We start from the raw sequence: 21,983 nt of genomic DNA, 5'->3' as shown, positions 1-21,983 counted from the left end.
AAGATACACTCTGACAGTCAATCATGATTCTTTGCCCCTTTCGTGTCCTTACTCACAGTTGTGCGCGGAAGCCCGGGCCATAGGTCCCGAACTCCCGCGCACCACCGGCGTACAGGCGCTTTCTCAGCCCGAGACGCTCGCGCGCCCGTTCTCGATATGCCCCATCAGTCGGCGGCGGAAGGCGGGGTCGCGGTCAGTGGTCACCTCGATGTCGTACCAACCGTGCGCGTCGGCCGCCGAGTGCACGACGGTGCGGCTGCGGCAGGCCTTGACCGTGATCGTGCGCGTCCAGTCGCCGAGGTCGGCCTCGTCGACGTAGCCGAGCGGGCGGACGGTGAAGGTGACCGGCTGGGCGCCGTCGTTGCGCAGGGTGAGATGCACATCGCGGTCGTGATGGTCGATGTGCGAGGAGACCTCCGCGCGAACCTCCGAACGGCCCTGCACGCCGCCCTTGGCGCTGCCGGCGAACTCACGGCGGAAGCCGTTCGGCCCGGTGATCGTGAAGCGGTAGGCGTCCTTGGTAAGGGGCACGGTCCACCGCGCACTGCCCCTTACGTCCTTGTGCTGCGGGACGGGGAACTCACCGCCGTACGGATAGAGCGCGAAGTGCGCGCTCGCGCGCCCGCTGTTGCTGAGTGACACGGTGAAGGCGCCGCCCGAGACCTTGCCGTGCGCGTCGGGTTGGTACGGCAGGGGACGCGCGGGCCGGGTGCCCTCCTCCTGTACGGGCATGTGCTGCACCAGAGGTGGCACGGGCCGCCAGCGCCCGGTGAAGGGCGGTACCGCCCCCGGCTGCTCCACCTCGGGCTGCGGCCTGCCGCGCCGGAAGTCGAAGGCGGAGGTCAGATCGCCGGTGACCGCGCGCCGCCACGGGGTGATGTTGGGCTCCTCGACGCCTGTCCACTTCTCGAGAAGCCGGATCACCGAGGTGTGGTCGAACACCTCGGAGCAGACATAGCCGCCGACCGACCAGGGCGAGACGACGAGCATCGGCACGCGGACACCGAGCCCGGTCGGCAGCCCCTGCCAGCGCTCGTCCTTGTTGTCGACGGGCGGCACGGGCGGCGGGACATGGTCGAAGAAGCCGTCGTTCTCGTCGTAGTTGATGAGGACGACGGTGTGCCGCCACACGTCGGGGTGCGAGCCGAGGGCATCCAGCACCTTGTAGACGAGCGAGGCGGAGGCGATGGGCGAGGAGGAGCCGGGGTGCTCGGAGTCGATCGCGGACGGCACCAGGTACGACACCTCGGGGAGCTTGCCCGCGGCCACATCGGCCCGGAAGTGCTCGGCGAGGCCACCGGTCTCCACCCGCCGCAGCCCCCGCTCGAAGAGCGACCGCTCGCTCCTGCTCAGCGTCGCCACGCCCTCCTCGAGCGCCGCGAGCAGCCGTGCGCGCTCGGCGGCGTCCTCGGTCTCGCGCACCTTGGCGTAGAAGGCCTCCATGTAGGTGAAGTCGCCGGCCTTCGCCAGCGCCTTGCGCGCGATCTTCTTGAAGCTGGTGAAGAACTCGATGTTGTTGTCGGTGAAGTTCTCCCACTCGGTGTACGTCTTCCAGGACCGGCCGGCCTTCTCGAGCCGCTCCGCGTAGGTGGGCCAGGGGTAGCCGGGGTGGGTGCCCTCGTCGTACGCGGCGTTCGTCACCGCCCGGCTGCCGTCGGCCTCGTTCCCGGTGCAGCCGCTCCACAGATGGTTGCGGTTCGGGCTCGTCGACGTATGCGTCGAGGAGTGGTAGGCGTCGCAGATGGTGAAGGTGTCCGCGAGCTCGTAGTGCAGGGGCAGGTCACGGCGGTCGTAGTACGCCATGGTCGCGGCGGTCTTCGCGGAGACCCACCCGTCCATCCATCCGTCGTGCCAGGCCTTGGCGCCGCCCTCCCAGGAGTGGTCGAGTGCGCCTATGTACTGGAGGTCCTTCTTCTGCGCCTCGGCGGCGTCGCGCACCGGGAAGGGCAGCACGGTGCGCAGCGGGCCGGGCTGCTCGAAGACCGGCTTTCCGGACGGGAGCTCAATGGCGTTGCGGTCGCCGAAGCCGCGGACGCCGCGCAGGGTTCCGAAGTAGTGGTCGAACGACCGGTTCTCCTGCATGAGGATCACCACGTGCCTGACCGACCGCAGACCGCCCGACTGGGGCTCCGCGGCCAGCGCGGCCTGCAGGGACGGCGGCAGCAGCGAACCGGCCGCCGCCGCGCCGATGGCGCCTCCGCCGAGTGCGAACAGGCGCCGCCGTGAAATGTCCGTGGCCAAGTGATCCTCCCGATTCCGGTGTTACCGCCCGGAACGTAATGAGTCCGGATGACTTGGGGAAGTCCCAGGGACATCGTGTCGGTGAACGTCCAAGAGCCCGTGCGAAGAGTCCAAGCCGGGGTCGGGAAGCGGCTGGTCAGAGGCTGCCGTGTTGGGCGGGCGGCCCGCGTCATCCAGCACCGTGCCAGGTTCGGTGACCGGCTCGGTGACCGGCTCGGTGACCGGCTCGGTGACCGGCTCGGTGACCGGCTCCAGGCCCCCGGACCCGGCGACTTTCGGCCACGGCCTCGATTCCCGAGCCCTCATGTCCCCAAGACCACAGGAGTGTTGTCGGTAGCGGCTGGCACGATGGCGGCATGGAATACACGGGGACCAACCAGCCGATCCTGTCACCCGGCGGTGCCGCAGAGCTCGCCCTGATGCTCCATGACGCGCCCGATCCGCACGTCGACCAGCCCCCCGTCCAGGTGCTCGCGTACGACCCGGGCGCGTCGCTGCGGGACCGGCGGGAGGGGTTCCGGGAGGTGTACGACGCGATCGTGGCCCGGATCGGGGAGCCGACGCTCTACGGCGGTTCGGCGGAGGGTCCCAACGTCCGGTGGCGGGACAGCAGAAGGCTGGTGGTGCTCACCGGGGACCGCCGGCGGGCGCAGCTTTCGGTCCACAACACCGACACCTTGGAGGACGAGGAGCGCAGGACCTTCGAGTGGGGCGGCGCCTGGTCGGCGGACGAGCCGCACGACTTCGATTTCCTGCCGTACATCTGGCAGCTGGACCGCAGCGGCCCTGGCGAGCGCCCGATCGAGCGGCCGGGCGGCCGGATGGCGTCCAGCCTCGAGCACTTCGAGACCGCGCTGGCGTTGCTGCTCGCGGCCTGGGTGGAGCAGCTCGCCGTACAGGTCGGCGAGGACTGGGCGAGCTTCAGCGTGACCAGCGGAGCGGACCGCGGCCGCCAGCTGCTGATCTCGTACGCCCTGGAGGACGGGCTGCATGTCTCGGTCGACGACCGGGACGGCGAGGACAGCCCGGAGCGCGACCGGCTGATGCGCTCGCGCGGCTGGCACTCCCGCGACCGCGGCTGGTGGCAGGCGGACTTCGCGGAACCGGAGCGCGGAGAGGTGGCCGCGGTGGCTCGCCTGGCGATCACTGAACTGCGGGCACGCGGCACGAAGGAGCCGGAGGAGCTGCGGGCCCGGGATGTCAGCTGCAAGGACCGCGGCGAACTGTGGCTGCCGGGCTTGGGCATACGTCACTGACGGGACGGGCGGAGCCCGGGCGGGACACGGGCAGGCGCTGCGGCACGCGCGCCGGGACACGAACTACGGGCGCCGGGACACGAGCATGGGCGTCGCGCGCGTAGGGCCCAGGAGTGCACGCCCGAGCCGGTGTCGCCCCCGGACGGGACACGAGCAGGTCGCGGCACGGGCAGACCTTGCGCCGGGACTCGGGCAGGCCTCGCGCCGGGACACTGCCACGGGCGCGGGCGCGGGCGCGGGCGCGGGCACGGACGTCGGCACACGCACGCCTCCCGCCGCACTCGAACCGCCCTCCACACAAAGACGCGGCCCGCACCGTGTGGTGCGAGCCGCGCCTCCAGGCTGCGGATGCCGGCCGTCAGCCCTCGACGCCGAGCTTCTGCAGGATCAGCTCCTTGACGCGCGCCGCGTCCGCCTGGCCGCGGGTGGTCTTCATGACCGCGCCGACCAGTGCGCCGACCGCCGCGACCTTGCCGCCGCGGATCTTGTCCGCGATCGCCGCGTTGCCCGCGATCGCCTCGTCGACGGCCGCGCCGAGCGCGCCCTCGTCCGAGACGACCTTGAGGCCCCGCTTGTCGACGACCTCGTCCGGGCCGCCCTCGCCGGCGAGTACGCCCTCGATGACCTGGCGGGCCAGCTTGTCGTTGAGGTCACCGGACGCGACGAGCTGCGCGACCCGGGCGACCTGCTCCGGCGTGATCGCCAGCGATGCCAGGTCCGCGCCTTCCTCGTTGGCGCGGCGGGCCAGCTCGCCCATCCACCACTTGCGCGCAGCAGCCGCATCCGCGCCCGCGTCGATCGTGGCGACGATCAGGTCGACCGCGCCGGCGTTGAGGATCGACTGCATATCGTGCTCGGAGATGCCCCAGTCCTCGCGCAGCCGGTTACGGCGTACACGCGGCAGCTCGGGCAGCGTCCCCCGCAGCTCCTCGACCCACGCACGGGGCGGGGCGATCGGCACCAGGTCGGGCTCCGGGAAGTACCGGTAGTCCTCGGCCTCTTCCTTCACGCGGCCGGACGTCGTGGAGCCGTCCTCCTCGTGGAAGTGACGGGTCTCCTGGATGATCGTGCCGCCGCTGTTGAGGACCGCGGCGTGCCGCTGGATCTCGAAGCGGGCCGCACGCTCGACGCTGCGCAGCGAGTTGACGTTCTTCGTCTCGGAGCGCGTGCCGAACTTCTCCCGGCCGTGCGGGCGCAGCGACAGGTTCACGTCGCACCGCATCTGGCCCATCTCCATCCGGGCCTCGGAGACGCCGAGCGCCTTGATGAGCTCGCGCAGCTCGGCGACGTAGGCCTTGGCGACCTCCGGCGCACGCTCGCCCGCGCCCTCGATCGGCTTGGTGACGATCTCGATCAACGGGATGCCGGCGCGGTTGTAGTCCAGCAGGGAGTGGGACGCGCCGTGGATACGGCCGGTGGCGCCGCCGACGTGCGTCGACTTGCCGGTGTCCTCCTCCATGTGGGCGCGCTCGATCTGCACGCGGAAGACCTCGCCGTCCTCCAGCTGGACGTCCAGATAGCCGTTGAAGGCGATCGGCTCGTCGTACTGCGAGGTCTGGAAGTTCTTCGGCATGTCCGGATAGAAGTAGTTCTTCCGGGCGAAGCGGCACCACTCGGCGATCTCGCAGTTGAGCGCGAGGCCGATCTTGATGGCCGACTCGACGCCGATCGCGTTGACGACCGGGAGCGAGCCGGGCATACCCAGACAGGTCGGGCAGGTCTGCGAGTTGGGCTCGGCGCCCAGCTCGGTCGAGCAGCCGCAGAACATCTTGGTCTTGGTGCCGAGTTCGACATGGACCTCGAGGCCCATGACGGGGTCGTAGGCAGCGAGGGCGTCCTCGTACGACACCAGTTCAGTGACGGTCACGGTGAAACTTTCCCTCTCAGCCCAGCAGGACGTCGTCGTCGCCCAGGCGCTTCAGCTCGCGCACGAGCAGGGCGACGCCGGTGGCGATGGCGGCAGCGGAGACGACGGCGTCGATCAGCCGGAGCGTGTCGCCCTCGAAGCGGGCCTTCTTGGCCTGCTTGATGACGCTGATCGCGCCGAAGGCGGTGGTGCCGATCGACAGATACGTACCGGTCTTGGACTTCTTGAAGCCCTTGGCCTTGGTCATTGCGCTCACAGCGACGGTGCCTCCTCGAGCAGCGGGTGTCCCCACTTTTCCACGAAGGCGGCCTCGACCGCGGCGCCGACCTTGTAAAGACGGTCGTCCTTCATGGCGGGGGCGATGATCTGCAGACCGACCGGCAGGCCGTCCTCCGGCGCGAGACCGCAGGGCAGCGACATCGCCGCGTTTCCGGCCAGGTTGGTCGGGATGGTGCACAGGTCGGCGAGGTACATGGCCATCGGGTCGTCGGCGCGCTCGCCGATCGGGAAGGCGGTGGTCGGCGTGGTCGGCGAAACGATCACGTCGACCTGCTCGAAGGCCTTCTCGAAGTCCCGGGTGATCAGCGTCCGCACCTTCTGGGCGGAGCCGTAGTACGCGTCGTAGTAGCCGGAACTGAGCGCGTACGTGCCCAGCATGATCCGGCGCTTGACCTCGTCGCCGAAGCCGGCCTCACGGGTCAGCGCGGTGACCTCCTCGGCGGACTTCGTGCCGTCGTCGCCGACCCGCAGGCCGTAACGCATGGCGTCGAAGCGGGCGAGGTTGGAGGAGCACTCGGACGGCGCGATCAGGTAGTACGCCGACAGGGCCAGGTCGAAGGACGGGCAGTCCAGCTCGACGATCTCGGCCCCGAGCGACTTCAGCAGCTCGACCGACTCGTTGAAGCGCTGGACGACGCCGGCCTGATAGCCCTCGCCGGAGAACTGCTTGACCACGCCGACGCGCATCCCGGCCACGGAGCCGTTGCGCGCGGCCTCGACGACCGGCGGGACCGGGGCGTCGATGGACGTCGAGTCGAGCTCGTCGTGACCGGCGATGACCTCGTGCAGGAGCGCCGCGTCCAGGACCGTACGGGCACAGGGGCCGCCCTGGTCGAGGGAGGACGAGAAGGCGACCATGCCGTAGCGGGAGACCGCGCCGTAGGTGGGCTTGACGCCGACCGTGCCGGTGACGGCGGCGGGCTGGCGGATGGAGCCGCCGGTGTCCGTGCCGATGGCGAGCGGGGCCTGGTAGGAGGCGAGGGCGGCGCTGGAGCCGCCACCCGAACCGCCGGGGATACGGGTCAGGTCCCAGGGGTTGCCCGTCGGGCCGTACGCGCTGTTCTCGGTCGAGGACCCCATGGCGAACTCGTCCATGTTGGTCTTGCCGAGGATGACGACGTCGGCTGCCTTGAGCCTCTTGGTCAGCGTCGCGTCGTACGGCGGGATCCAGCCCTCGAGGATCTTGGAGCCGACCGTGGTCGGGATGCCCTCGGTGGTGAAGATGTCCTTCAGCGCCAGCGGCACACCGGCCAGCGGGCCGAGCTTCTCGCCGGCCTCACGCTTGGCGTCGACGGCGCGGGCCTGCGCGAGCGCACCCTCGCGGTCGATGTGCAGGAAGGCGTGCACCTTCTCGTCGACGGCCTCGATCCGGGCCAGGTGGGCCTCGGTGACCTCGACGGCCGTGAGCTCGCCTGCGGCGATCTTCGCGGCGATCTCGGCGGCGGTGAGCTTGATACAGCTCTCGATTTTGTTGATGGCCGTCATGGTGGTTAGTCCTCCCCCAGAATCTGCGGCACCTTGAAACGCTGCTGCTCCTGGGCCGGGGCGCAGGAGAGCGCCTGCTCGGGGGTGAGCGACGGACGGACCTGGTCCGCGCGCATGACGTTGGTCAGCGGCAGCGGGTGGGAGGTCGGGGGTACGTCTTGGTCGGCGACCTCGGAAACGCGGGCGACCGCGCCGATGATGTCGTCGAGCTGTCCGGCGAAGTGGTCGAGCTCTTCGGCCTTCAGCTCCAGACGCGCCAGCCGGGCGAGGTGGGCGACCTCCTCGCGCGTAATGCCAGGCATGCAGCGATCCTCAGGGGTGAGAGTGTGTGCTTTGAGCCCCAATCCTATGGGGCGCGGGCCGCTGCCCACTAAACGGTTTGCCCACGGGACTCCGCCCCGGCCACCCCCGGACCGCCTCGGGCCGCCGCGCACCGGCCTCGGACCGGCAGCGATGCGCGCCCCGACCACCCGACCGCCGGCACCGTCAGGGGACGACCTGGCTGGACGGCTCGTCGGCATCCGATGCGGCGGGCAGCTCCGCCGGGCGGTGCCAGCCGCGCTCGCCCCTGGCCCGCAGCCATGCGGTGGTCTCCTGCGGCGGCATCGCGGCCGCGACCAGCCAGCCCTGTACGGCGTCGCAGCCCAGATCGCGCAGCCGCTCCCAGGTCTCGTCGTCCTCGACGCCCTCGGCGACCACCAGCAGGCCCAGCGAGTGGGCGAGGTCGACGGTGCAGCGGACGATCGCCGCGTCCTCGTTGTCGACGGCGAGCCGGGCGACGAAGGACCGGTCGATCTTGAGCTCGCTCACCGGCAGGCGACGCAGGTGGACGAGCGAGGAGTATCCGGTGCCGAAGTCGTCCAGGGACATCTTCACCCCGTGGTCGGTCAGCCCGGCGAGGGTGTCGGCGGCGCGCTGCGGGTCCTCGAGGAGTACGTGCTCCGTGATCTCCAACTGGAGCGAGCCCGGCGGGACACCGTGGCGGGCGAGGCGGGCGGCGACCAGCCCGGCGAACCCGGGGGTGTGGACGTCTCGCGGCGAGACATTGACCGCCACCGGGACGTCCAGACCCTGCGCGCGCCATCTGGCGACCTGGGCGAGGGCCGTGTCGAGGACGTACTCCGTCAGATACGGCATCAGGCCCGAGGACTCGGCGATGGCGATGAACTCGTCCGGAGGTACTCGGCCGCGCTCCGGGTGGACCCAACGGACCAGCGCCTCAAGGCCCGCGACATGGCCGTCGAAGCCGACCTTGGGCTGGTAATGGAGCTCCACGTCGCCGGCGTCCAGCGCCCGGCGCAGATCGCCGAGCAGACCGAGCCGGTCGGGAGTGTTGGAGTCGCGCTTGGACTCGTACACCTCGACGCCCGTACGGTCCCGCTTCGCCTGGTACATCGCCACGTCCGCGCGCCGCAGCAGGCCCTCCGCGTCCAGCGCGTGGTCGGGGAAGACGGCGACGCCGGCGCTCGCCTCCAGGACGAGCGTGAGTCCGTCCAGGTCCAGCGGCGACGACAGCTCGGCCACCAGATGGCGGGCGATGCGGGTGGCGCTGGTGGTGGAGTCGGCCGTCGGGAGCAGTACGGCGAACTCGTCGCCGCCGAGCCGGGCCGCCTCGGCCCCTCGCGGCAGAGCCAGTCGCAGCCGATCAGCTATCTGGAGGAGCAGCCGGTCGCCCGCGAGATGGCCGAGTGTGTCATTGACCGACCGGAAACGGTCGAGGTCGATCAGCACGAGAGCGGATCGCGCGCCGCTGCCCTCGGCGTCCTCCAGGGCGGCCCAGGTCCGCTCCAGCAGCCACTGACGGTTGGGCAGCCCGGTCAGCGGGTCGCGCAGCTGCTCCTCGGCTCTGGCCCGCGCGATCCAGAGCGTGGAGTCCAGAGCGATCAGCGGTACGGCGAACAGGGGCAGCAGGAGCGGCAGGGCGGTGGCGACCACGCAGATCAGCGGCGCGATGCCGAGGAGAGCGACTGCGACAAGACCCTGCCTGAGCAGGGCCGTACGGGCGACGGTGGGCAGCCCGCCGCCCTGCGGGGCCAGCACATACCAGAGGAGCAGTCGGGTGACAGCGAGATAGGCGGTGGCCGCCAGGATCACTTCGGGCGCGGCCTCGACGCCCCAGTCCAGGGGCAGCCAGGGCCGCTCCACGCTGGGCGCAACGCCGAAGGCGGCGAGGACGAGCGCGGCCGCGCCGATCCCCAACAGGTCGACGGAGCCGTGCAGTACGCCCTGTCGCCAGCGGTGCCTGCGGGCGGCGCCGACCAGTGCGACGACGGCGAGGCTGACCAGACCGGCGGGCACCCAGCCGAAGAGCAGGAGGACGGCGAGAGTGAGGGCGGCGCCGGAGCCGGTGCCGCCCCACCAGCGGTCGCGGCCGAGCGCGACCAGATGGCCGACGATGATCCCGGTGAGGACGGCGAGCGACCAGCCCACCGTGGACGAGGGGAAGAGCGCATGGCCCTCCTGCACGGTCCGTACGATCCCGGTGACGAGTACGGCGGCGGCGATCACCATGACGATGACGGGCAGCCCGGATGTCATTCCTGCAAGGGCCGCGAATCCACGCGGCCGTGAGACCGGGGCGGCGCTCTCGGTCGGTTTCATTCCCGTCCCTCTCACAGCCGGCGGTGCCGATGCCTCGCGATGGCTCCCGTAGTCATGCCACCACGACTGAAATCCCACCACGCAGCCGTGCACGACAGGCGCACATCTCAACAGTAGGCCGCAGGAGGCTCGGACGGGCAGCGCTCTACAGCTCTTGCCCGAATGCGACCCGGCCACCCTTAACCATCTGGTATGCGCTGAACGGGTGACCTGTACCTGGTGTTCCGGGTCCCGTTTTCGCGTCCGAATCCGGCCCCGCGCGCCCCCAAAGGACCTCGGCGCAAGCCCCTCCCAAGCCCCGCGCACGCCCCCTCCGTTACGCCTCTGGAGGCACAGCGGCCTCACGAGCTGCATCGGGCCCCTGTTCGAGCAGAACGGCGAAGCCTTCCTCGTCCAGCACGGGCACCTTCAACTGCATTGCCTTGTCGTACTTCGAACCCGGGTTGTCACCGACCACCACGAACGCCGTTTTCTTGGAAACGGAACCGGCCACTTTCGCTCCGAGGCTCTGGAGGGCCTCTTTTGCGCCATCCCTCGTGTAGTTCTGCAGCGTGCCGGTGACGACAACGGTGAGTCCCTCGAGCGGACGCGGCCCTTCGTCCTCCCCCGCGCCCTCTTCCTCCATACGAACGCCCGCGGCGCGCCACTTGCGCAGGATCTCGCGGTGCCAGTCCTCCGCGAACCACTGCTTGACCGAGGCCGCGATGATGTCGCCCACCCCGTCGACCGCCGCCAGCTCCTCCTCGGTGGCCTGCTCGATCCGCTCGATCGACCGGAACTCCCGGGCCAGCGCCTCGGCCGCGACCGGGCCGACATGACGGATGGACAGTCCCGTGATGATCCGGGCCAGCGGTCGCTCCTTGGCCGCGGCGATGTTCTCCAGCATCGCCAGGGCGTTCTTCTTCGGCTCGCCCTCCTTGTTGGCGAAGATCATGGCGAGCTTCTCCTCGCCGGTCTTCGGGTCGCGCTTGGGCAGTCCGCTGTCCTGGTCCAGGACATACGCCTTGATGGGCAGCAGCTGCTCGATGGTGAGGTCGAACAGATCGCCCTCGTCGGTCAGCGGCGGTGTGGGCGGCTCCAGCGGCTTGGTGAGCGCTGCCGCCGCCACATAGCCGAAGTTCTCGATGTCCAGCGACTTGCGGCCGGCCAGATAGAAGAGACGTTCACGCAACTGGGCCGGGCAGGAGCGGGCGTTGGGGCAGCGCAGATCGACGTCGCCCTCCTTCATCGGCCGCAGCGCCGTCCCGCACTCGGGGCACTCGGACGGCATCACGAACTCACGCTCGCTGCCGTCCCGCAGATCCACGACCGGACCGAGGATTTCCGGAATGACGTCGCCGGCCTTGCGCAGCACCACTGTGTCGCCGATCAGCACGCCCTTGGCCTTGACCACGTCCTGGTTGTGCAGGGTGGCGAACTCGACCTCGGAGCCCGCGACCGTGACCGGCTCCACCTGCGCATACGGCGTGACGCGCCCGGTGCGGCCGACGCCCACGCGGATGTTGACCAGCTTGGTGTTGACCTCCTCCGGGGCGTACTTCCACGCGATCGCCCAGCGCGGCGCGCGCGAGGTGGAGCCGAGCCGCCCCTGGAGCGGGATCTCGTCGAGCTTGACGACCACACCGTCGATCTCGTGCTCCACCGAGTGGCGGTGCTCGCCGAAGTAGGCGATGAACTCCCGTACATCCTCCAGCGAGTCCACGACCTTGTTGTGCCGGGCGGTGGGCAGGCCCCACTCGCTCAGCAGGTCGTAGGCCTGCGACAGGCGGTCGATGTCAAAGCCCTCGCGCGCGCCGATGCCGTGCACGACCATGCGCAGCGGACGGGTCGCGGTGACCCTCGGGTCCTTCTGGCGCAGCGAACCCGCCGCGGCATTGCGCGGGTTGGCGAAAGGCTTGTCACCGGCCTCGACCAGGCGGGCGTTGAGCTCCTCGAACTTCTCCATCGGGAAGTAGACCTCGCCACGGATCTCCACGAGATCCGGAATGCGGTCACCCTGCAACCGGTCCGGGATGTCCGCGATCGTACGGACATTGGGGGTGATGTCCTCGCCGACGCGGCCGTCGCCCCGGGTCGCCGCCCGGGTCAGCCGGCCCTTCTCGTACGTCAGGTTCACGGCGAGGCCGTCCACCTTGAGCTCGCACAGGAAGTGGTACTTCTGCGAGCCGAGGTCGCGCGCGATGCGCTCGGCCCACGCGGTGAGCTCCTCCTCGTCGAAGGCGTTGTCGAGGGAGAGCATCCGCTCGCGGTGCGCGACCGCGCTGAACTCCGTCTCGTACTGCCCGGCGACCTTCTGGGTCGGCGAGTCGGGCGTACGCAGCTCCGGATACTTGTCCTCCAGCGACTCAAGCCCGCGCAGCAGCTTGTCGAACTCGGCGTCGCTGATGACCGGTTGGTCGTTCACGTAGTACCGGAAGCGGTGCTCTTCGACCTGCTCGGCCAGCTGGGCATGCTTCTCCCGTGCCTCGGCGGGCACAGACCCTTGCTGTTCGACAGCCACCGTCTCGTCCTCCCGTTACTCAGGGTTGTCTGCGAGCGATCTCGCCGCCCGGACGCAGTGGGCGAGCGCGGCGCGCGCGTACGCCGGTGAGGCACCCGCGAGACCGCACGACGGGGTGATCACCACGGACTCGCTGAGAGTCCCCGGATTCAGCCCCAGCCTGCGCCACAACGTCCTGACACCCATGACGCTACCGGCAGGGTCTGACAATGCGGCGTCGGTGGACGGCACGACGCCCGCGAAGAGCTTCGTCCCGCCTTCCACCGCCTCACCGATCTCTTCCTCGTCACGCTCGGTGAGCAGTGCGAAATCGAACGAGACGCCCGCGAACCCGGCCCGGCGCAGCAGCGCGAACGGCACGTCCGGAGCGCAGGAATGGACGGTGACGGGATCCTCGCTCACCCCGATCACGTCCCGCAGGGCGCTCTCGACGATCTGGCGGTCGACCGCCCGGTGTGTGCGATACCCGCTGGCGGTCCTGATCTGTCCGCGCAGCACGGCGGTGAGCGACGGCTCGTCGAGCTGCAGCACCACGCGCGCGCCCGGCACCCGGCGGCGTACCTCGGCGAGATGGCCGCGCAGCCCCTCCGCGAGCGAGGCCGTCAGATCGCGTACGGCGCCGGGGTCGCCGAGCGCGGCCTCGCCGCCCCGCAGCTCCAGCGCGGCGGCGAGCGTCCACGGCCCCACCGCCTGCACCTTCAGCGGGCCCTCGTAGCCCTGGGTGTACTCCTCCAGCGCGTCGAGGTCCTCGCCGAGCCAGGAGCGGGCCCGGCGGGTGTCGCGCCCCGGCCGGTCGCTGATCCGCCAGCCGCTGGGCTCGACGTGCGCGTACATCTCGACGAGCAGCCCGATGGTCCGCCCGATCATGTCGGCGCCGGGCCCGCGGGCGGGCAGCTCGGCCAGATAGGGAAAGTCCTCGAAGGAACCGGCGACGGTCTTCGCGGCCTCGCGTGCGTCGCCGCCGGGCATGGATCCGATGCCGGTGGCGGGGGCCCAGGGGAAGTTGTTCTTGTCGCTCACTCGGGAAGGGTACGCGCCGCTCCCGCCGGAGGCCCGGCGCGAGCGTCCTCAGCGCCCGGGCCGCACCGTCACGTCGTTGATCTCCGCGTCGCGCGGCAGATCGATCGCGGTGAGGATCGTCGTCGCGACCGACTCCGGGCTGATCCAGCGGGACTCGTCGTACTCCTTGCCCTCCTGCGAGTGCACCTTGGCCTGCATGGGGCCAGCGGTACGCCCCGGATAGACGGAGGTCACGCGTACGCCATTGCTGTGCTCCTCGTGGCGCAGCGAGTCGGCGAGCGCCTTCAGACCGTGCTTGGACGCGGCGTAGGCGCCCCATTCCGCATGGGCGTTGAGGCCCGCGCCCGAATTGACGAAGAGAACATGGCCCTTGGCTGCCCTGAGTTGGGGCAGGAACAGCCGGGTCAGCTCGGCCGGGGAGATCAGATTGGCGTTGAGCTGCTGGTGCCAGGTCGTGGGGCGGAGTTCCGCGATCGGGCCGAGGTCGACGACGCCCGCGATGTGCAGCAGGGAGTCCAGGCGGTCCGGCATCGGCTGCATGCCGAGCGACCTGGAGATGCGGTCCGGGTCCGCGAGATCGGCGACGAGCGTACGGGACCCGGGATAGCGGCCCGCGAGCTCCTTGGCGCGCCCGGCGTCGCGCGCCAGGATGACGAGTTCGTCGCCGCGTCCGTGCAGTCGGCGCGCGACCGCCGCGCCGATGCCCGAGCCTGCCCCGGTGATCAGATGTGTGCCCATACGGGACATGCTCGCACTACTGCACGCCCACCGACTCCTCCAGGTAGGCGAGCGCCGAGACCCCGTCCTCCGCGAAGAACACCAGGTCGGTCAGCGGAAGCGGCAGAAAGCCTTCGTCCTCCATCCGCCGGAACTGCTGCTTCAGCCCGTCGTAGAAGCCCGCGGTGTTCAGCAGCACCACCGGCTTGGAGTGCTTGCCGTGCTTCTTCAGCTCCAGGATCTCGGTGGCCTCGTCCAGCGTCCCCGTACCACCGACCATGATCACGATCGCGTCGGCCTTGGCGAGCATCAGCGCCTTGCGCTCGGCGAGGTCCTTGGCGATCACCATCTCGTCGGCGTTCGTACGGGCCTTCACCCCGAGGAAGTCGACCGAGACGCCGACCAGCCGCCCGCCCGCCTGCTGGACACCGTCCGCGACGACCTTCATCAGTCCGCACTCGGACCCGCCCCACACCAGGGTGTGGTCTCCCTTGCCGACCAGCTCGGCGAATTCGCGGGCGGGCCGGGTGTAGCGGTCGTCGAGGTCGGCGGCGGAGAGGAAGACACAGATATTCATAGGATCACGGTACGGGGAAGAACTCGGGCCCTGTCGACGCTGTGCCAGGTATGGCTGGACACACGATCACCCTCGAGCAGGGCACGGTTCACGTACGCGTGGTGCGCGGCGACGAAGTTCTCGGGGAGAGCCGGCGCCCGCTCGTCCTGCGCGAGACGGGCTCCCCCGTGCGCTACTACCTCCCCCCGGAGGACGTACGCACCGACCTGCTGAAGCCCTCGGAGACCCACACCTACTGCCCCTTCAAGGGAACGGCCTCCTACTGGTCGCTGTCGGACGCGCAGGACCTGGTGTGGGCGTATCCCGAGCCCAAGGACGAAGTGGCGCAGATCAAGGGGCATTTCTGCTTCTACGACACGGAGGTCGTCGAGGCCTGACAGAAGAATCTCGTGGACGAGCGATGAGTCCCGCCGGGCGGGGCGGTCAGCACTCCTATGGACAACTCGAGCAGAACGCCGCACCAGGCCACATCGGGTGACGGCACGCGCATCGCGTACGAGCAGTGGGGCGCCGGGCCGCCGGTGGTTCTGATTGGCGGTGCGCTGTGCACGGCGGCGACGGACGCGCCGCTGGCCGCGCTGCTCGCCTCGCAGTTCCGTGTGTTCACCTATGACCGGCGCGGCCGGGGCGCGAGCGGTGACACCGCTCCGTACGCGGTGGAGCGCGAGATCGAGGATCTCGCCGCCGTGCTCGCCGCGGCGGGTGGCAGCGCCTGTGTGCACGCCATCTCCTCGGGCGCGGCGCTTGCTCTGAAGGCGGCCGCCGCGGGACTACCGATCACTCAACTCTCGGTGTACGAACCGCCGTTCACGGCGGATCCGGCGAGCCGCGAGGAGCCCGCCGCCTACGTCGCCAGGCTGCGTGAGCTGGTGGAGCAGGGGCGGCCCGGCGACGCGCTCGCGCTCTTCCTGACGGAGACCGGGATGCCGCCGGCGGCGGTCGCAGGGATGCGGCAGACGCCGATGTGGGCCGAGAGGGAAGCGGTGGCCCACACCCTCCCCTACGACCACGAGATCATGGGCAACGGTCAGGTACCGGTCGAGCAGCTGCGTACGATCGCCCAGCGCGTGGTGGTCGTCGACGGCGGCGCGAGCCCCGGCTGGCTGCGGGACGCGGCACGCGCGGTGTCAGAGTGCCTGCCGCGGGGCCGGCACCGCACGCTGACCGGGCAGACGCATGAGGTGGCGCCGCAGGTGCTGGCCCCGCTACTGGCGGACTTCTTCGCCGGTGAGGGCCGGAGGAAGGACTGACCGGCCGGCGCCGGGACCGACAGCCTGGAGCCGGGACCGAGGGCCGCCGGAGCCGGGACCGACAGCCTGGAGCCGGGACCGACCAGTCGGCGCAGGATCAGGCGACCTGCGCGGCCGCCCGCCCGGTCGTCGCGATGGTCGCGGAGCCGACCACCCGCGTGCCGTCGTACAGCACGATGGCCTGGCCGGGCGCCACACCACGTACCGGCTCGGCGAAGCTCACATTCAGCGTGCCGTCGACGAGCTCCGCGGTCACTGACGTCTCGCCGCCGTGCGCGCGCAGCTGAGCGGTGTACGTGCCCGGGCCCTCCGGAGCCGTGCCGCACCAGCGGGGCTTGATGGCGGTCAGGGCGTCGACGTCCAGTGCCTCGACCGGGCCGACCGTCACCGTGTTGTTCACCGGAGAGATGTCCAGGACGTAGCGCGGCTTGCCGTCGGGGGCCGGGTGGCCGATGCGCAGGCCCTTGCGCTGGCCGATCGTGAAGCCGAAGGCTCCGTCGTGGCTGCCCAGCTTCTTGCCCGACTCGTCGACGATGTCGCCCTCCGCCGTGCCGAGGCGCGAGGCGAGGAAGCCCTGGGTGTCGCCGTCCGCGATGAAGCAGATGTCGTGGCTGTCGGGCTTCTTGGCGACCGCGAGTCCCCTGCGCTCGGCCTCCGCGCGGATCTCGTCCTTGGTGGTGAGGGTGTCGCCGAGCGGGAACATGGCGTGCGCCAGCTGCCGCTCGTCGAGGACGCCGAGGACGTACGACTGGTCCTTGGCCATGTCGCTGGCGCGGTGCAGCTCGCGGCTGCCGTCCTCACCCGTCACGACCGTGGCGTAGTGACCGGTGCACACGGCGTCGAAACCGAGCGCGAGCGCCTTGTCCAGCAGTGCCGCGAACTTGATCTTCTCGTTGCAGCGCAGACAGGGGTTGGGGGTGCGGCCGGCCTCGTACTCCGCGATGAAGTCCTCCACCACGTCCTCGCGGAAGCGCTCGGCGAGATCCCACACGTAGAAGGGGATGCCGATGACATCCGCGGCGCGGCGGGCGTCGCGCGAGTCCTCGATGGTGCAGCAGCCGCGCGCGCCCGTGCGGAAGGACTGCGGGTTCGCGGAGAGCGCGAGGTGCACACCGGTGACATCGTGTCCGGCCTCGGCGGCACGGGCGGCGGCGACGGCGGAGTCCACGCCGCCCGACATGGCGGCGAGTACTCGGAGGGGGCGCTGGGAAGTCTGAGGAGTCATAGCCCTACCAGGGTAAGGGGCCCGGGGAACCGAAAGCTCGCGAGTATGCGTTGGTGATCGCATGGGGAGTGAATCGAAGCGCGGCGACGACGGCGGTAAGCGGCCCGTGAGCAGACGGGCCGTGCTGATCGGCGGCGGGGTGGTGGTGCTGGGGACGGGCGTGCTGGCCAAGGACGAGCTGAAGCGCATCTGGTGGCGCCTGCCGGGGATCACGAGGGCGCGCAAGGAGGGTGCGATCGACTATGCGGGCGCGGAGTGGACGGCCGCCTCCCGGGCGAACTGGCGGCTCGCGGACCGGCCCGACGACTACTCCATCGACCGCGTGGTCATCCATGTCGTCCAGGGCAGCTATCCGTCGGCGCTCAGGGCCTTCAAGGATCCTGGGCACGAAGCCGCGACGCACTATGTCGTACGCAAGGACGGGCATGTGGCGCAGATGGTCCGCGAGCTGGATGTTGCCTTCCACTCCGGGAACCGCTCGTACAACGAACGCAGTGTCGGCATAGAGCACGAGGGCTTCGTGGACCGGCCGGCCGATTTCACGGACGCGATGTACCGGTCGTCGGCAAAGCTGACGGCGGGGATCTGCGGGCGGTACGGGATCCCGGTGGACCGCGAGCACATCATCGGGCATGTGGAGGTGCCGGGAACGGACCACACGGATCCTGGGCCGCACTGGGACTGGGACCGGTACATCAGGCTGGTGGGGGACGCGCGGGCGGCGGCCCGGTAGCCCCCTGCGGGCGGGCTGTGCGCGTCCGGGATCAGACCAGGCCGGCCGTACGGGCCCGTTCCACCGCCGGGCCGATGGCTTCCGCGACCGCGTCCACATCCGCCTTGGTGGAGGTGTGGCCGAGGCTGAAGCGCAGCGTGCCGCGGGCCAGGTCCGGGTCGGTGCCGATGGCGAGGAGGACATGGCTGGGCTGGGCGACGCCGGCCGTGCACGCGGATCCCGTGGAGCACTGGATGCCCTGGGCGTCCAGGAGCAGCAGCAGGGAGTCGCCCTCGCAGCCGGGGAAGGTGAAGTGGGCGTTGGCGGGGAGGCGGTCGTCCGGGTCGCCGCCGAGGATCGCGTCCGGGACTGCCGTACGGACGGCCCGGACCAGCTCGTCGCGGAGCGAGCCGATCTCGTGGGCGAAGTCCTCACGCCGCTCGGCGGCGAGGCGGCCGGCCACGGCGAAGGAGGCGATGGCGGGGGCGTCGAGGGTGCCGGAGCGGACATGGCGCTCCTGGCCGCCGCCGTGCAGTACGGGGACTGGGCTGTACTCGCGGCCGAGCAGCAGCGCGCCGATGCCGTACGGGCCGCCGATCTTGTGTCCGGAGACGGTCATGGCGGCCAGGCCCGATGCGGCGAAGTCCACTTCGAGCTGACCGAAGGCCTGGACCGCGTCGGCATGCAGCGGGACACCGAACTCCTTTGCCACGGCGGAGAGTTCGGCCACCGGCATGACGGTGCCGATCTCGTTGTTGGCCCACATCACGGTGGCGAGCGCGACATCGTCGGGATTGCGCGCGATGGCCTGGCGCAGCGCCTCGGGGTGCACCCGCCCGTACGCGTCGACCGGCAGGAACTCGACCGTCGCGCCCTCGTGCTCGCCGAGCCAGTCGACGGCGTCGAGGACGGCGTGGTGCTCGACGGGGCTGGCCAGTACGCGAGTCCTGGCCGGGTCGGCGTCGCGTCTCGACCAGTACAGGCCCTTCACGGCGAGGTTGTCGGCCTCGGTGCCGCCGGAGGTGAAAACCACCTCGCTGGGCCGTGCGCCGAGCGCCTCGGCGAGGGTCTCGCGGGCCTCCTCGACGGCGCGGCGGGCCCGGCGCCCGGCGGCGTGCAGCGCGGAGGCGTTGCCGGTGACGGTGAGCTGCGCGGTCATCGCCTCGACGGCTTCCGGCAGCATCGGAGTGGTCGCAGCGTGGTCGAGGTAAGCCATGGTGGCCACGATTCTACGAGGCCCGGCGGGGGCGCGGACGCGGCGCAGGGGTGCACGGGCGTGCGGGCTCCGCTTTCCCGGCTGTCCGCGGCTGCCGGCGTCAGCCTCCGAAGCCCCAGACGACGGTTCCGTTCACGGTGACGAGTACGGCGAGAACAGCCAGGTCAGCCAGTCCGAGTGCGAGTCCGAGCAGGGCGCGGAAGCGGCGGGTGGTGCCTCGCCAAAGGGCGATTGCGGCCAGTACGACGGCGATCGGGCCGAGCACGATGTTCATCACGAGCAGGCCGACGAGGCCGAGGACGAAGGCGGCGACGGCCATGCCGTCGGCGTCGCGCCGGGTCCCGGGCTGCGCCTCGGGCCGGGTTTCGGACTCCGGCCGGGTCTCGGGCCGAGTGGCGTTCCGGACGGTGACATCCCCGGCGGTGCTCTCGGTGCGGGTGCCGCGTGCGGTGCGTGCGGTGCGTGCGCCGGCGGTGAGTTGCATGGTGGTTCGGCTCCTTCCGGGTCAGTGGTTCCGGGCGCGACGCTCGCGCACGGCGAAGACGAGCAGCCATGCGCCGATGACGGAGCAGGCCACGAAGGTGACGGAGAGCGGGAGTTGGGCCACGGCGCCCAGCATGATGCCCAGAAGGAGAAGCGCTGCGACGATGGCGACCATTGTCTTCCTTCCCAATTTTGGGTGAACACTTGTGAGTACGACTGTTCACTGACTCCCGAGTCTACACTTCCCTTATCGAGAGAACGGTTGTTTACTGAATGTTATGAGTCACACCGCCGGGATCCGTCAGGCCCAGAAACAGAAGACCCGTCAGGCCCTCCTGGACGCCGCGCTGCAGCTCCTGGAGGAGCAGAGTCTGAGCAGCCTCGGACTGCGTGAGGTGACACGGGCCGTGGGTGTGGCGCCGACGGCGTTCTACCGGCACTTCAGGGACACGGCCGACCTCGGCGTCGCGCTCGTCGAGGAGGCGCTCGGCAGCCTGCACGCCATGATCGGCGAGGCGCTCGCCGAGACCGGTGACGATGTACGTATCGACCGGACCGTCGCGCTGATCGCCGATCTCGTCCGCAGGTCACCAGCCCATGTCCGCTTCATCGCCCGCGAGCGGCACGGCGGTGTACAGCCCGTACGCGAGGCCATTGGCGCGCAACTGCGCCGGTTCGCCGACGAAGTGGCGGCGGCCTTCGCCCGCGAGCCGGAGTCGGCCGGATGGAGCGAGGCCGATCTGCGCATGCTCGCGGGTGTCTATGTCGACCACATGGTGATGACGGCGTACACATTCCTGGAGGCCGGTCCCGAGGGCGAGGAGCAGGTCAGCTCGGTGGCCCGCCGTCAGCTGCGTCTGGTGAGTCTCGGCCGGCGCCACTGGCTGGACTGACGGGCCCGACGGGCAGCGTGACGGGCCTGCCGGAACCGCTTCCGTACAACTCGACCACTGCCGCCGCCGCGCGGGCCAGCTCCTCCCGCGCCTCCGGCGGAGACAGCACCTCCACGCTCTCGCCGAAGGCCAGCAGCGCGCGGGCCGCCATCGCGGTCGGCAGCGCGAGCTCCACGCGCGCCCACTCACCGGCGACCTGGGGCTCGGCGGTGAGCTGACTGGCCTGTATGCGCAGGAACATGTCCAGCCGGTCGGTCCTCACCAGCGCCGTCACCCGTACGTCCGCCGGGCGGTCCTCGACCTGACGGCGCAACACCTGCCAGACGTCGGCCAGTTCCTGGCCGGGGCGCCGCCGGACCGGAGCGTCGGTGAGAGTGGCGGCGAGCACCCGGTCCGCGCGGAAGAGCCGGGGGGCTGCCCGGTGGTCGGCGACCAGGTACCAGACGCCCGCCTTGACGACGAGTCCGTACGGATCGAGCGTGTACGTCCGCGGTTCGGTCGTCCCGCTGTGCCGGTAGCGCAGCCGCAGCCGACGGTCGGTGAAGACGGCGGAGTTCAGCACGTCCAGATCGACGGCCGGCTGCGGTACGCGCATCCAGCGGGCCGGGTCCACCAGGATCCGCCGGCTCGTCAACTCGGCGGCGGGACGGTGTGGTTCGGGCAGCGCGGCCATGACCTTGCGCAGTGCGGAGCCGAGCGCCTCGTCGAGGCCGAGTGCGGAGTGGGCGCCCTGGGCGGCGAGGACGAAGAGGGCACGGGACTCGTCGGCGGTCAGCCCGGTGACGTCGGTGCGGAAGCCGGGCAGCAGCGCGATGCCTCCGTGCCGCCCACGCTCGGCGTAGACGGGGACGCCGGAGGACGAGAGCGCCTCGATATCGCGGTAGATGGTACGTACGGAGACTTCGAGCCGCTCGGCGAGTTCGGCGGCCGGGACGAGGCCGCGGGTCTGGAGGAGCAGCAGGATCGAGAGCAGCCGGTCTGATTTCACGGGTCTGAGGGTCTCCGGAAAACTTGACGGTGGATGTCAGGTTATCCGGGCAGGGTGTGCCTCGTCACCGAGACCGGCAATTGAGGAGATGGACACCATGAACGACCCCCGCCCCCTGTACGAGCGCGCGGCCGACCAGTTCGCGAGCCTGCTGAAGACCGTGACGCCCGAGCGGCTCGGCGACCCGACGCCCTGTACGGAGTTCGATGTACGGGCGCTGCTGTCCCATGTCGTCGGCGGTACGCACCGGATCGCGACCATCGGCGAGGGCGGCGACGGCCTGGCGGTGCCGGCCCGGGTGGACGGCGTCGCGGACGACGGCTGGACCACGGCGTACGAGGAGGCGAGGCGCCGCTTCACGGCGGCGTGGGCGGACGATGCGAAGCTGGGCCGCCTGGTCGCGGTCCCGTGGGCCGCGGAGCTGCCGGGCGCGGCGGCGGTGGGCGGCTATGTGATGGAGACGTTGACCCACACCTGGGACCTGTCGCAGGCACTGGGCCACCCGATGGCCCTGGACGAGGAGTTGGCCAAGGTCATCCTCCCGATCGCCCAGCAGGTCCTGCCGGCGGACAGCCGCGGCGAGGGGGTCCCGTTCGCGGCGGTCCAGGAGGCACCGGAGGGGGCGGACGCGTACGGCCGACTGGCATCGTGGCTGGGCCGCGCCGCGTAACGG

At 70.6% G+C, this 21,983-nt stretch carries 21 protein-coding genes; 6 read left to right on the top strand and 15 right to left on the bottom strand.

What is annotated here, in order from left to right; genetic code table 11:
* Positions 1–123 precede the first annotated feature (123 nt).
* On the bottom strand, positions 124–2,241 hold the full coding sequence (locus ACFWDI_RS34610) for a phosphocholine-specific phospholipase C (protein WP_385310199.1): 2,118 nt from the start codon (positions 2,239–2,241) through the stop codon (positions 124–126).
* 356 nt (positions 2,242–2,597) lie between these two features.
* Between ACFWDI_RS34610 and ACFWDI_RS34605 the strand changes: the two genes are divergently transcribed.
* Positions 2,598–3,497 (top strand): hypothetical protein, encoded by a 900-nt coding sequence (locus tag ACFWDI_RS34605; protein ID WP_385310198.1) that lies wholly within the window; start codon positions 2,598–2,600, stop codon positions 3,495–3,497.
* Between the two features lie 358 nt (positions 3,498–3,855).
* On the opposite strand, the gene gatB is transcribed toward ACFWDI_RS34605, so the two are convergent.
* From gatB to ACFWDI_RS34560, 9 genes are all read right to left on the bottom strand, one after another.
* Complete coding sequence (gene gatB, locus ACFWDI_RS34600; protein ID WP_385310196.1) at positions 3,856–5,364, bottom strand: Asp-tRNA(Asn)/Glu-tRNA(Gln) amidotransferase subunit GatB; 1,509 nt, start codon at positions 5,362–5,364, stop codon at positions 3,856–3,858.
* A 16-nt stretch (positions 5,365–5,380) separates the two neighbouring features.
* On the bottom strand, positions 5,381–5,611 hold the full coding sequence (locus ACFWDI_RS34595; RefSeq protein ID WP_327328505.1) for a hypothetical protein: 231 nt from the start codon (positions 5,609–5,611) through the stop codon (positions 5,381–5,383).
* A gap of 5 nt (positions 5,612–5,616) precedes the next feature.
* Entirely contained in the window at positions 5,617–7,128 is a 1,512-nt protein-coding gene (gene gatA, locus ACFWDI_RS34590; protein ID WP_362680403.1) for an Asp-tRNA(Asn)/Glu-tRNA(Gln) amidotransferase subunit GatA, read from the bottom strand.
* Between the two features lie 5 nt (positions 7,129–7,133).
* Entirely contained in the window at positions 7,134–7,430 is a 297-nt protein-coding gene (gatC, locus tag ACFWDI_RS34585; protein WP_327326241.1) for an Asp-tRNA(Asn)/Glu-tRNA(Gln) amidotransferase subunit GatC, read from the bottom strand.
* Between the two features lie 184 nt (positions 7,431–7,614).
* Positions 7,615–9,729 carry a putative bifunctional diguanylate cyclase/phosphodiesterase gene (locus ACFWDI_RS34580; RefSeq protein WP_385310194.1) on the bottom strand — a complete coding sequence of 705 codons (2,115 nt, stop codon included), beginning with the start codon at positions 9,727–9,729 and terminating at the stop codon, positions 7,615–7,617.
* 316 nt (positions 9,730–10,045) lie between these two features.
* On the bottom strand, positions 10,046–12,229 hold the full coding sequence (gene ligA, locus ACFWDI_RS34575; RefSeq protein WP_385310192.1) for an NAD-dependent DNA ligase LigA: 2,184 nt from the start codon (positions 12,227–12,229) through the stop codon (positions 10,046–10,048).
* Between the two features lie 15 nt (positions 12,230–12,244).
* The gene (locus ACFWDI_RS34570) at positions 12,245–13,249 is read right to left on the bottom strand and encodes a methionine synthase (protein ID WP_385310191.1); all 1,005 of its coding nucleotides are present in this window, start codon (positions 13,247–13,249) and stop codon (positions 12,245–12,247) included.
* 48 nt (positions 13,250–13,297) lie between these two features.
* Entirely contained in the window at positions 13,298–13,987 is a 690-nt protein-coding gene (locus ACFWDI_RS34565; protein ID WP_385310189.1) for an SDR family oxidoreductase, read from the bottom strand.
* A 16-nt stretch (positions 13,988–14,003) separates the two neighbouring features.
* Positions 14,004–14,543 (bottom strand): TIGR00730 family Rossman fold protein, encoded by a 540-nt coding sequence (locus ACFWDI_RS34560; RefSeq protein WP_385310187.1) that lies wholly within the window; start codon positions 14,541–14,543, stop codon positions 14,004–14,006.
* A 50-nt stretch (positions 14,544–14,593) separates the two neighbouring features.
* On the opposite strand from ACFWDI_RS34560, the gene ACFWDI_RS34555 reads away from it, so the two are divergent.
* Together ACFWDI_RS34555 and ACFWDI_RS34550 are read left to right on the top strand one after the other, a co-directional pair.
* Positions 14,594–14,920 carry a DUF427 domain-containing protein gene (locus ACFWDI_RS34555; RefSeq protein ID WP_385310186.1) on the top strand — a complete coding sequence of 109 codons (327 nt, stop codon included), beginning with the start codon at positions 14,594–14,596 and terminating at the stop codon, positions 14,918–14,920.
* 57 nt (positions 14,921–14,977) lie between these two features.
* A complete protein-coding gene (locus ACFWDI_RS34550; RefSeq protein WP_385310184.1) occupies positions 14,978–15,793 on the top strand; it encodes an alpha/beta fold hydrolase in 816 nt (271 codons plus the stop codon).
* A 97-nt stretch (positions 15,794–15,890) separates the two neighbouring features.
* On the opposite strand, the gene mnmA is transcribed toward ACFWDI_RS34550, so the two are convergent.
* Positions 15,891–17,018 (bottom strand): tRNA 2-thiouridine(34) synthase MnmA, encoded by a 1,128-nt coding sequence (mnmA, locus tag ACFWDI_RS34545; RefSeq protein WP_385310182.1) that lies wholly within the window; start codon positions 17,016–17,018, stop codon positions 15,891–15,893.
* 61 nt (positions 17,019–17,079) lie between these two features.
* Between mnmA and ACFWDI_RS34540 the strand changes: the two genes are divergently transcribed.
* Entirely contained in the window at positions 17,080–17,751 is a 672-nt protein-coding gene (locus ACFWDI_RS34540) for an N-acetylmuramoyl-L-alanine amidase (RefSeq protein ID WP_385310180.1), read from the top strand.
* Between the two features lie 31 nt (positions 17,752–17,782).
* Here ACFWDI_RS34540 and ACFWDI_RS34535 read toward each other — a convergent pair whose 3' ends face one another.
* The 3 genes from ACFWDI_RS34535 to ACFWDI_RS34525 all read right to left on the bottom strand — a co-directional run bounded on the left by ACFWDI_RS34535 (position 17,783) and on the right by ACFWDI_RS34525 (position 19,604).
* Entirely contained in the window at positions 17,783–18,946 is a 1,164-nt protein-coding gene (locus ACFWDI_RS34535) for a cysteine desulfurase family protein (RefSeq protein WP_385310178.1), read from the bottom strand.
* A gap of 100 nt (positions 18,947–19,046) precedes the next feature.
* Positions 19,047–19,430: a hypothetical protein gene (locus ACFWDI_RS34530; RefSeq protein ID WP_385310176.1), complete on the bottom strand. Its 384-nt coding sequence runs from the start codon at positions 19,428–19,430 to the stop codon at positions 19,047–19,049.
* Between the two features lie 21 nt (positions 19,431–19,451).
* Positions 19,452–19,604: a hypothetical protein gene (locus tag ACFWDI_RS34525; protein ID WP_385310174.1), complete on the bottom strand. Its 153-nt coding sequence runs from the start codon at positions 19,602–19,604 to the stop codon at positions 19,452–19,454.
* 103 nt (positions 19,605–19,707) lie between these two features.
* Here ACFWDI_RS34525 and ACFWDI_RS34520 point away from each other — a divergent pair, with 103 nt between their 5' ends.
* Positions 19,708–20,322 carry a TetR family transcriptional regulator gene (locus ACFWDI_RS34520; RefSeq protein WP_385310172.1) on the top strand — a complete coding sequence of 205 codons (615 nt, stop codon included), beginning with the start codon at positions 19,708–19,710 and terminating at the stop codon, positions 20,320–20,322.
* On the opposite strand, the gene ACFWDI_RS34515 is transcribed toward ACFWDI_RS34520, so the two are convergent.
* Positions 20,258–21,310 (bottom strand): helix-turn-helix transcriptional regulator, encoded by a 1,053-nt coding sequence (locus ACFWDI_RS34515; protein WP_385310171.1) that lies wholly within the window; start codon positions 21,308–21,310, stop codon positions 20,258–20,260. The genes ACFWDI_RS34520 and ACFWDI_RS34515 overlap by 65 nt on opposite strands.
* Positions 21,311–21,407: 97 nt before the next feature.
* On the opposite strand from ACFWDI_RS34515, the gene ACFWDI_RS34510 reads away from it, so the two are divergent.
* Positions 21,408–21,980: a TIGR03086 family metal-binding protein gene (locus ACFWDI_RS34510; protein WP_385310169.1), complete on the top strand. Its 573-nt coding sequence runs from the start codon at positions 21,408–21,410 to the stop codon at positions 21,978–21,980.
* Positions 21,981–21,983: the final 3 nt, after the last annotated feature.

This window comes from Streptomyces sp. NPDC060064 (assembly GCF_042736455.1).
Taxonomy (GTDB): Bacteria; Actinomycetota; Actinomycetes; order Streptomycetales; family Streptomycetaceae; genus Streptomyces.
Note: the sequence above shows the minus strand (reverse complement) of the source record. Positions and strands in the feature narration are given on the sequence as shown.

What these genes read in the sequence shown, in the direction of transcription:
- ACFWDI_RS34605 (WP_385310198.1), top strand. Translation starts at nt 2,598, where the DNA reads ATGGAATACACGGGGACCAACCAGCCGATCCTGTCACCCGGCGGTGCC.
- ACFWDI_RS34595 (WP_327328505.1), bottom strand. Translation starts at nt 5,611, where the DNA reads ATGACCAAGGCCAAGGGCTTCAAGAAGTCCAAGACCGGTACGTATCTG.
- gatA (WP_362680403.1), bottom strand. Translation starts at nt 7,128, where the DNA reads ATGACGGCCATCAACAAAATCGAGAGCTGTATCAAGCTCACCGCCGCC.
- gatC (WP_327326241.1), bottom strand. Translation starts at nt 7,430, where the DNA reads ATGCCTGGCATTACGCGCGAGGAGGTCGCCCACCTCGCCCGGCTGGCG.
- ACFWDI_RS34580 (WP_385310194.1), bottom strand. Translation starts at nt 9,729, where the DNA reads ATGAAACCGACCGAGAGCGCCGCCCCGGTCTCACGGCCGCGTGGATTC.
- ACFWDI_RS34565 (WP_385310189.1), bottom strand. Translation starts at nt 13,987, where the DNA reads ATGGGCACACATCTGATCACCGGGGCAGGCTCGGGCATCGGCGCGGCG.
- ACFWDI_RS34560 (WP_385310187.1), bottom strand. Translation starts at nt 14,543, where the DNA reads ATGAATATCTGTGTCTTCCTCTCCGCCGCCGACCTCGACGACCGCTAC.
- ACFWDI_RS34555 (WP_385310186.1), top strand. Translation starts at nt 14,594, where the DNA reads ATGGCTGGACACACGATCACCCTCGAGCAGGGCACGGTTCACGTACGC.
- ACFWDI_RS34550 (WP_385310184.1), top strand. Translation starts at nt 14,978, where the DNA reads ATGGACAACTCGAGCAGAACGCCGCACCAGGCCACATCGGGTGACGGC.
- mnmA (WP_385310182.1), bottom strand. Translation starts at nt 17,018, where the DNA reads ATGACTCCTCAGACTTCCCAGCGCCCCCTCCGAGTACTCGCCGCCATG.
- ACFWDI_RS34540 (WP_385310180.1), top strand. Translation starts at nt 17,080, where the DNA reads ATGGGGAGTGAATCGAAGCGCGGCGACGACGGCGGTAAGCGGCCCGTG.
- ACFWDI_RS34535 (WP_385310178.1), bottom strand. Translation starts at nt 18,946, where the DNA reads ATGGCTTACCTCGACCACGCTGCGACCACTCCGATGCTGCCGGAAGCC.
- ACFWDI_RS34530 (WP_385310176.1), bottom strand. Translation starts at nt 19,430, where the DNA reads ATGCAACTCACCGCCGGCGCACGCACCGCACGCACCGCACGCGGCACC.
- ACFWDI_RS34525 (WP_385310174.1), bottom strand. Translation starts at nt 19,604, where the DNA reads ATGGTCGCCATCGTCGCAGCGCTTCTCCTTCTGGGCATCATGCTGGGC.
- ACFWDI_RS34520 (WP_385310172.1), top strand. Translation starts at nt 19,708, where the DNA reads ATGAGTCACACCGCCGGGATCCGTCAGGCCCAGAAACAGAAGACCCGT.
- ACFWDI_RS34510 (WP_385310169.1), top strand. Translation starts at nt 21,408, where the DNA reads ATGAACGACCCCCGCCCCCTGTACGAGCGCGCGGCCGACCAGTTCGCG.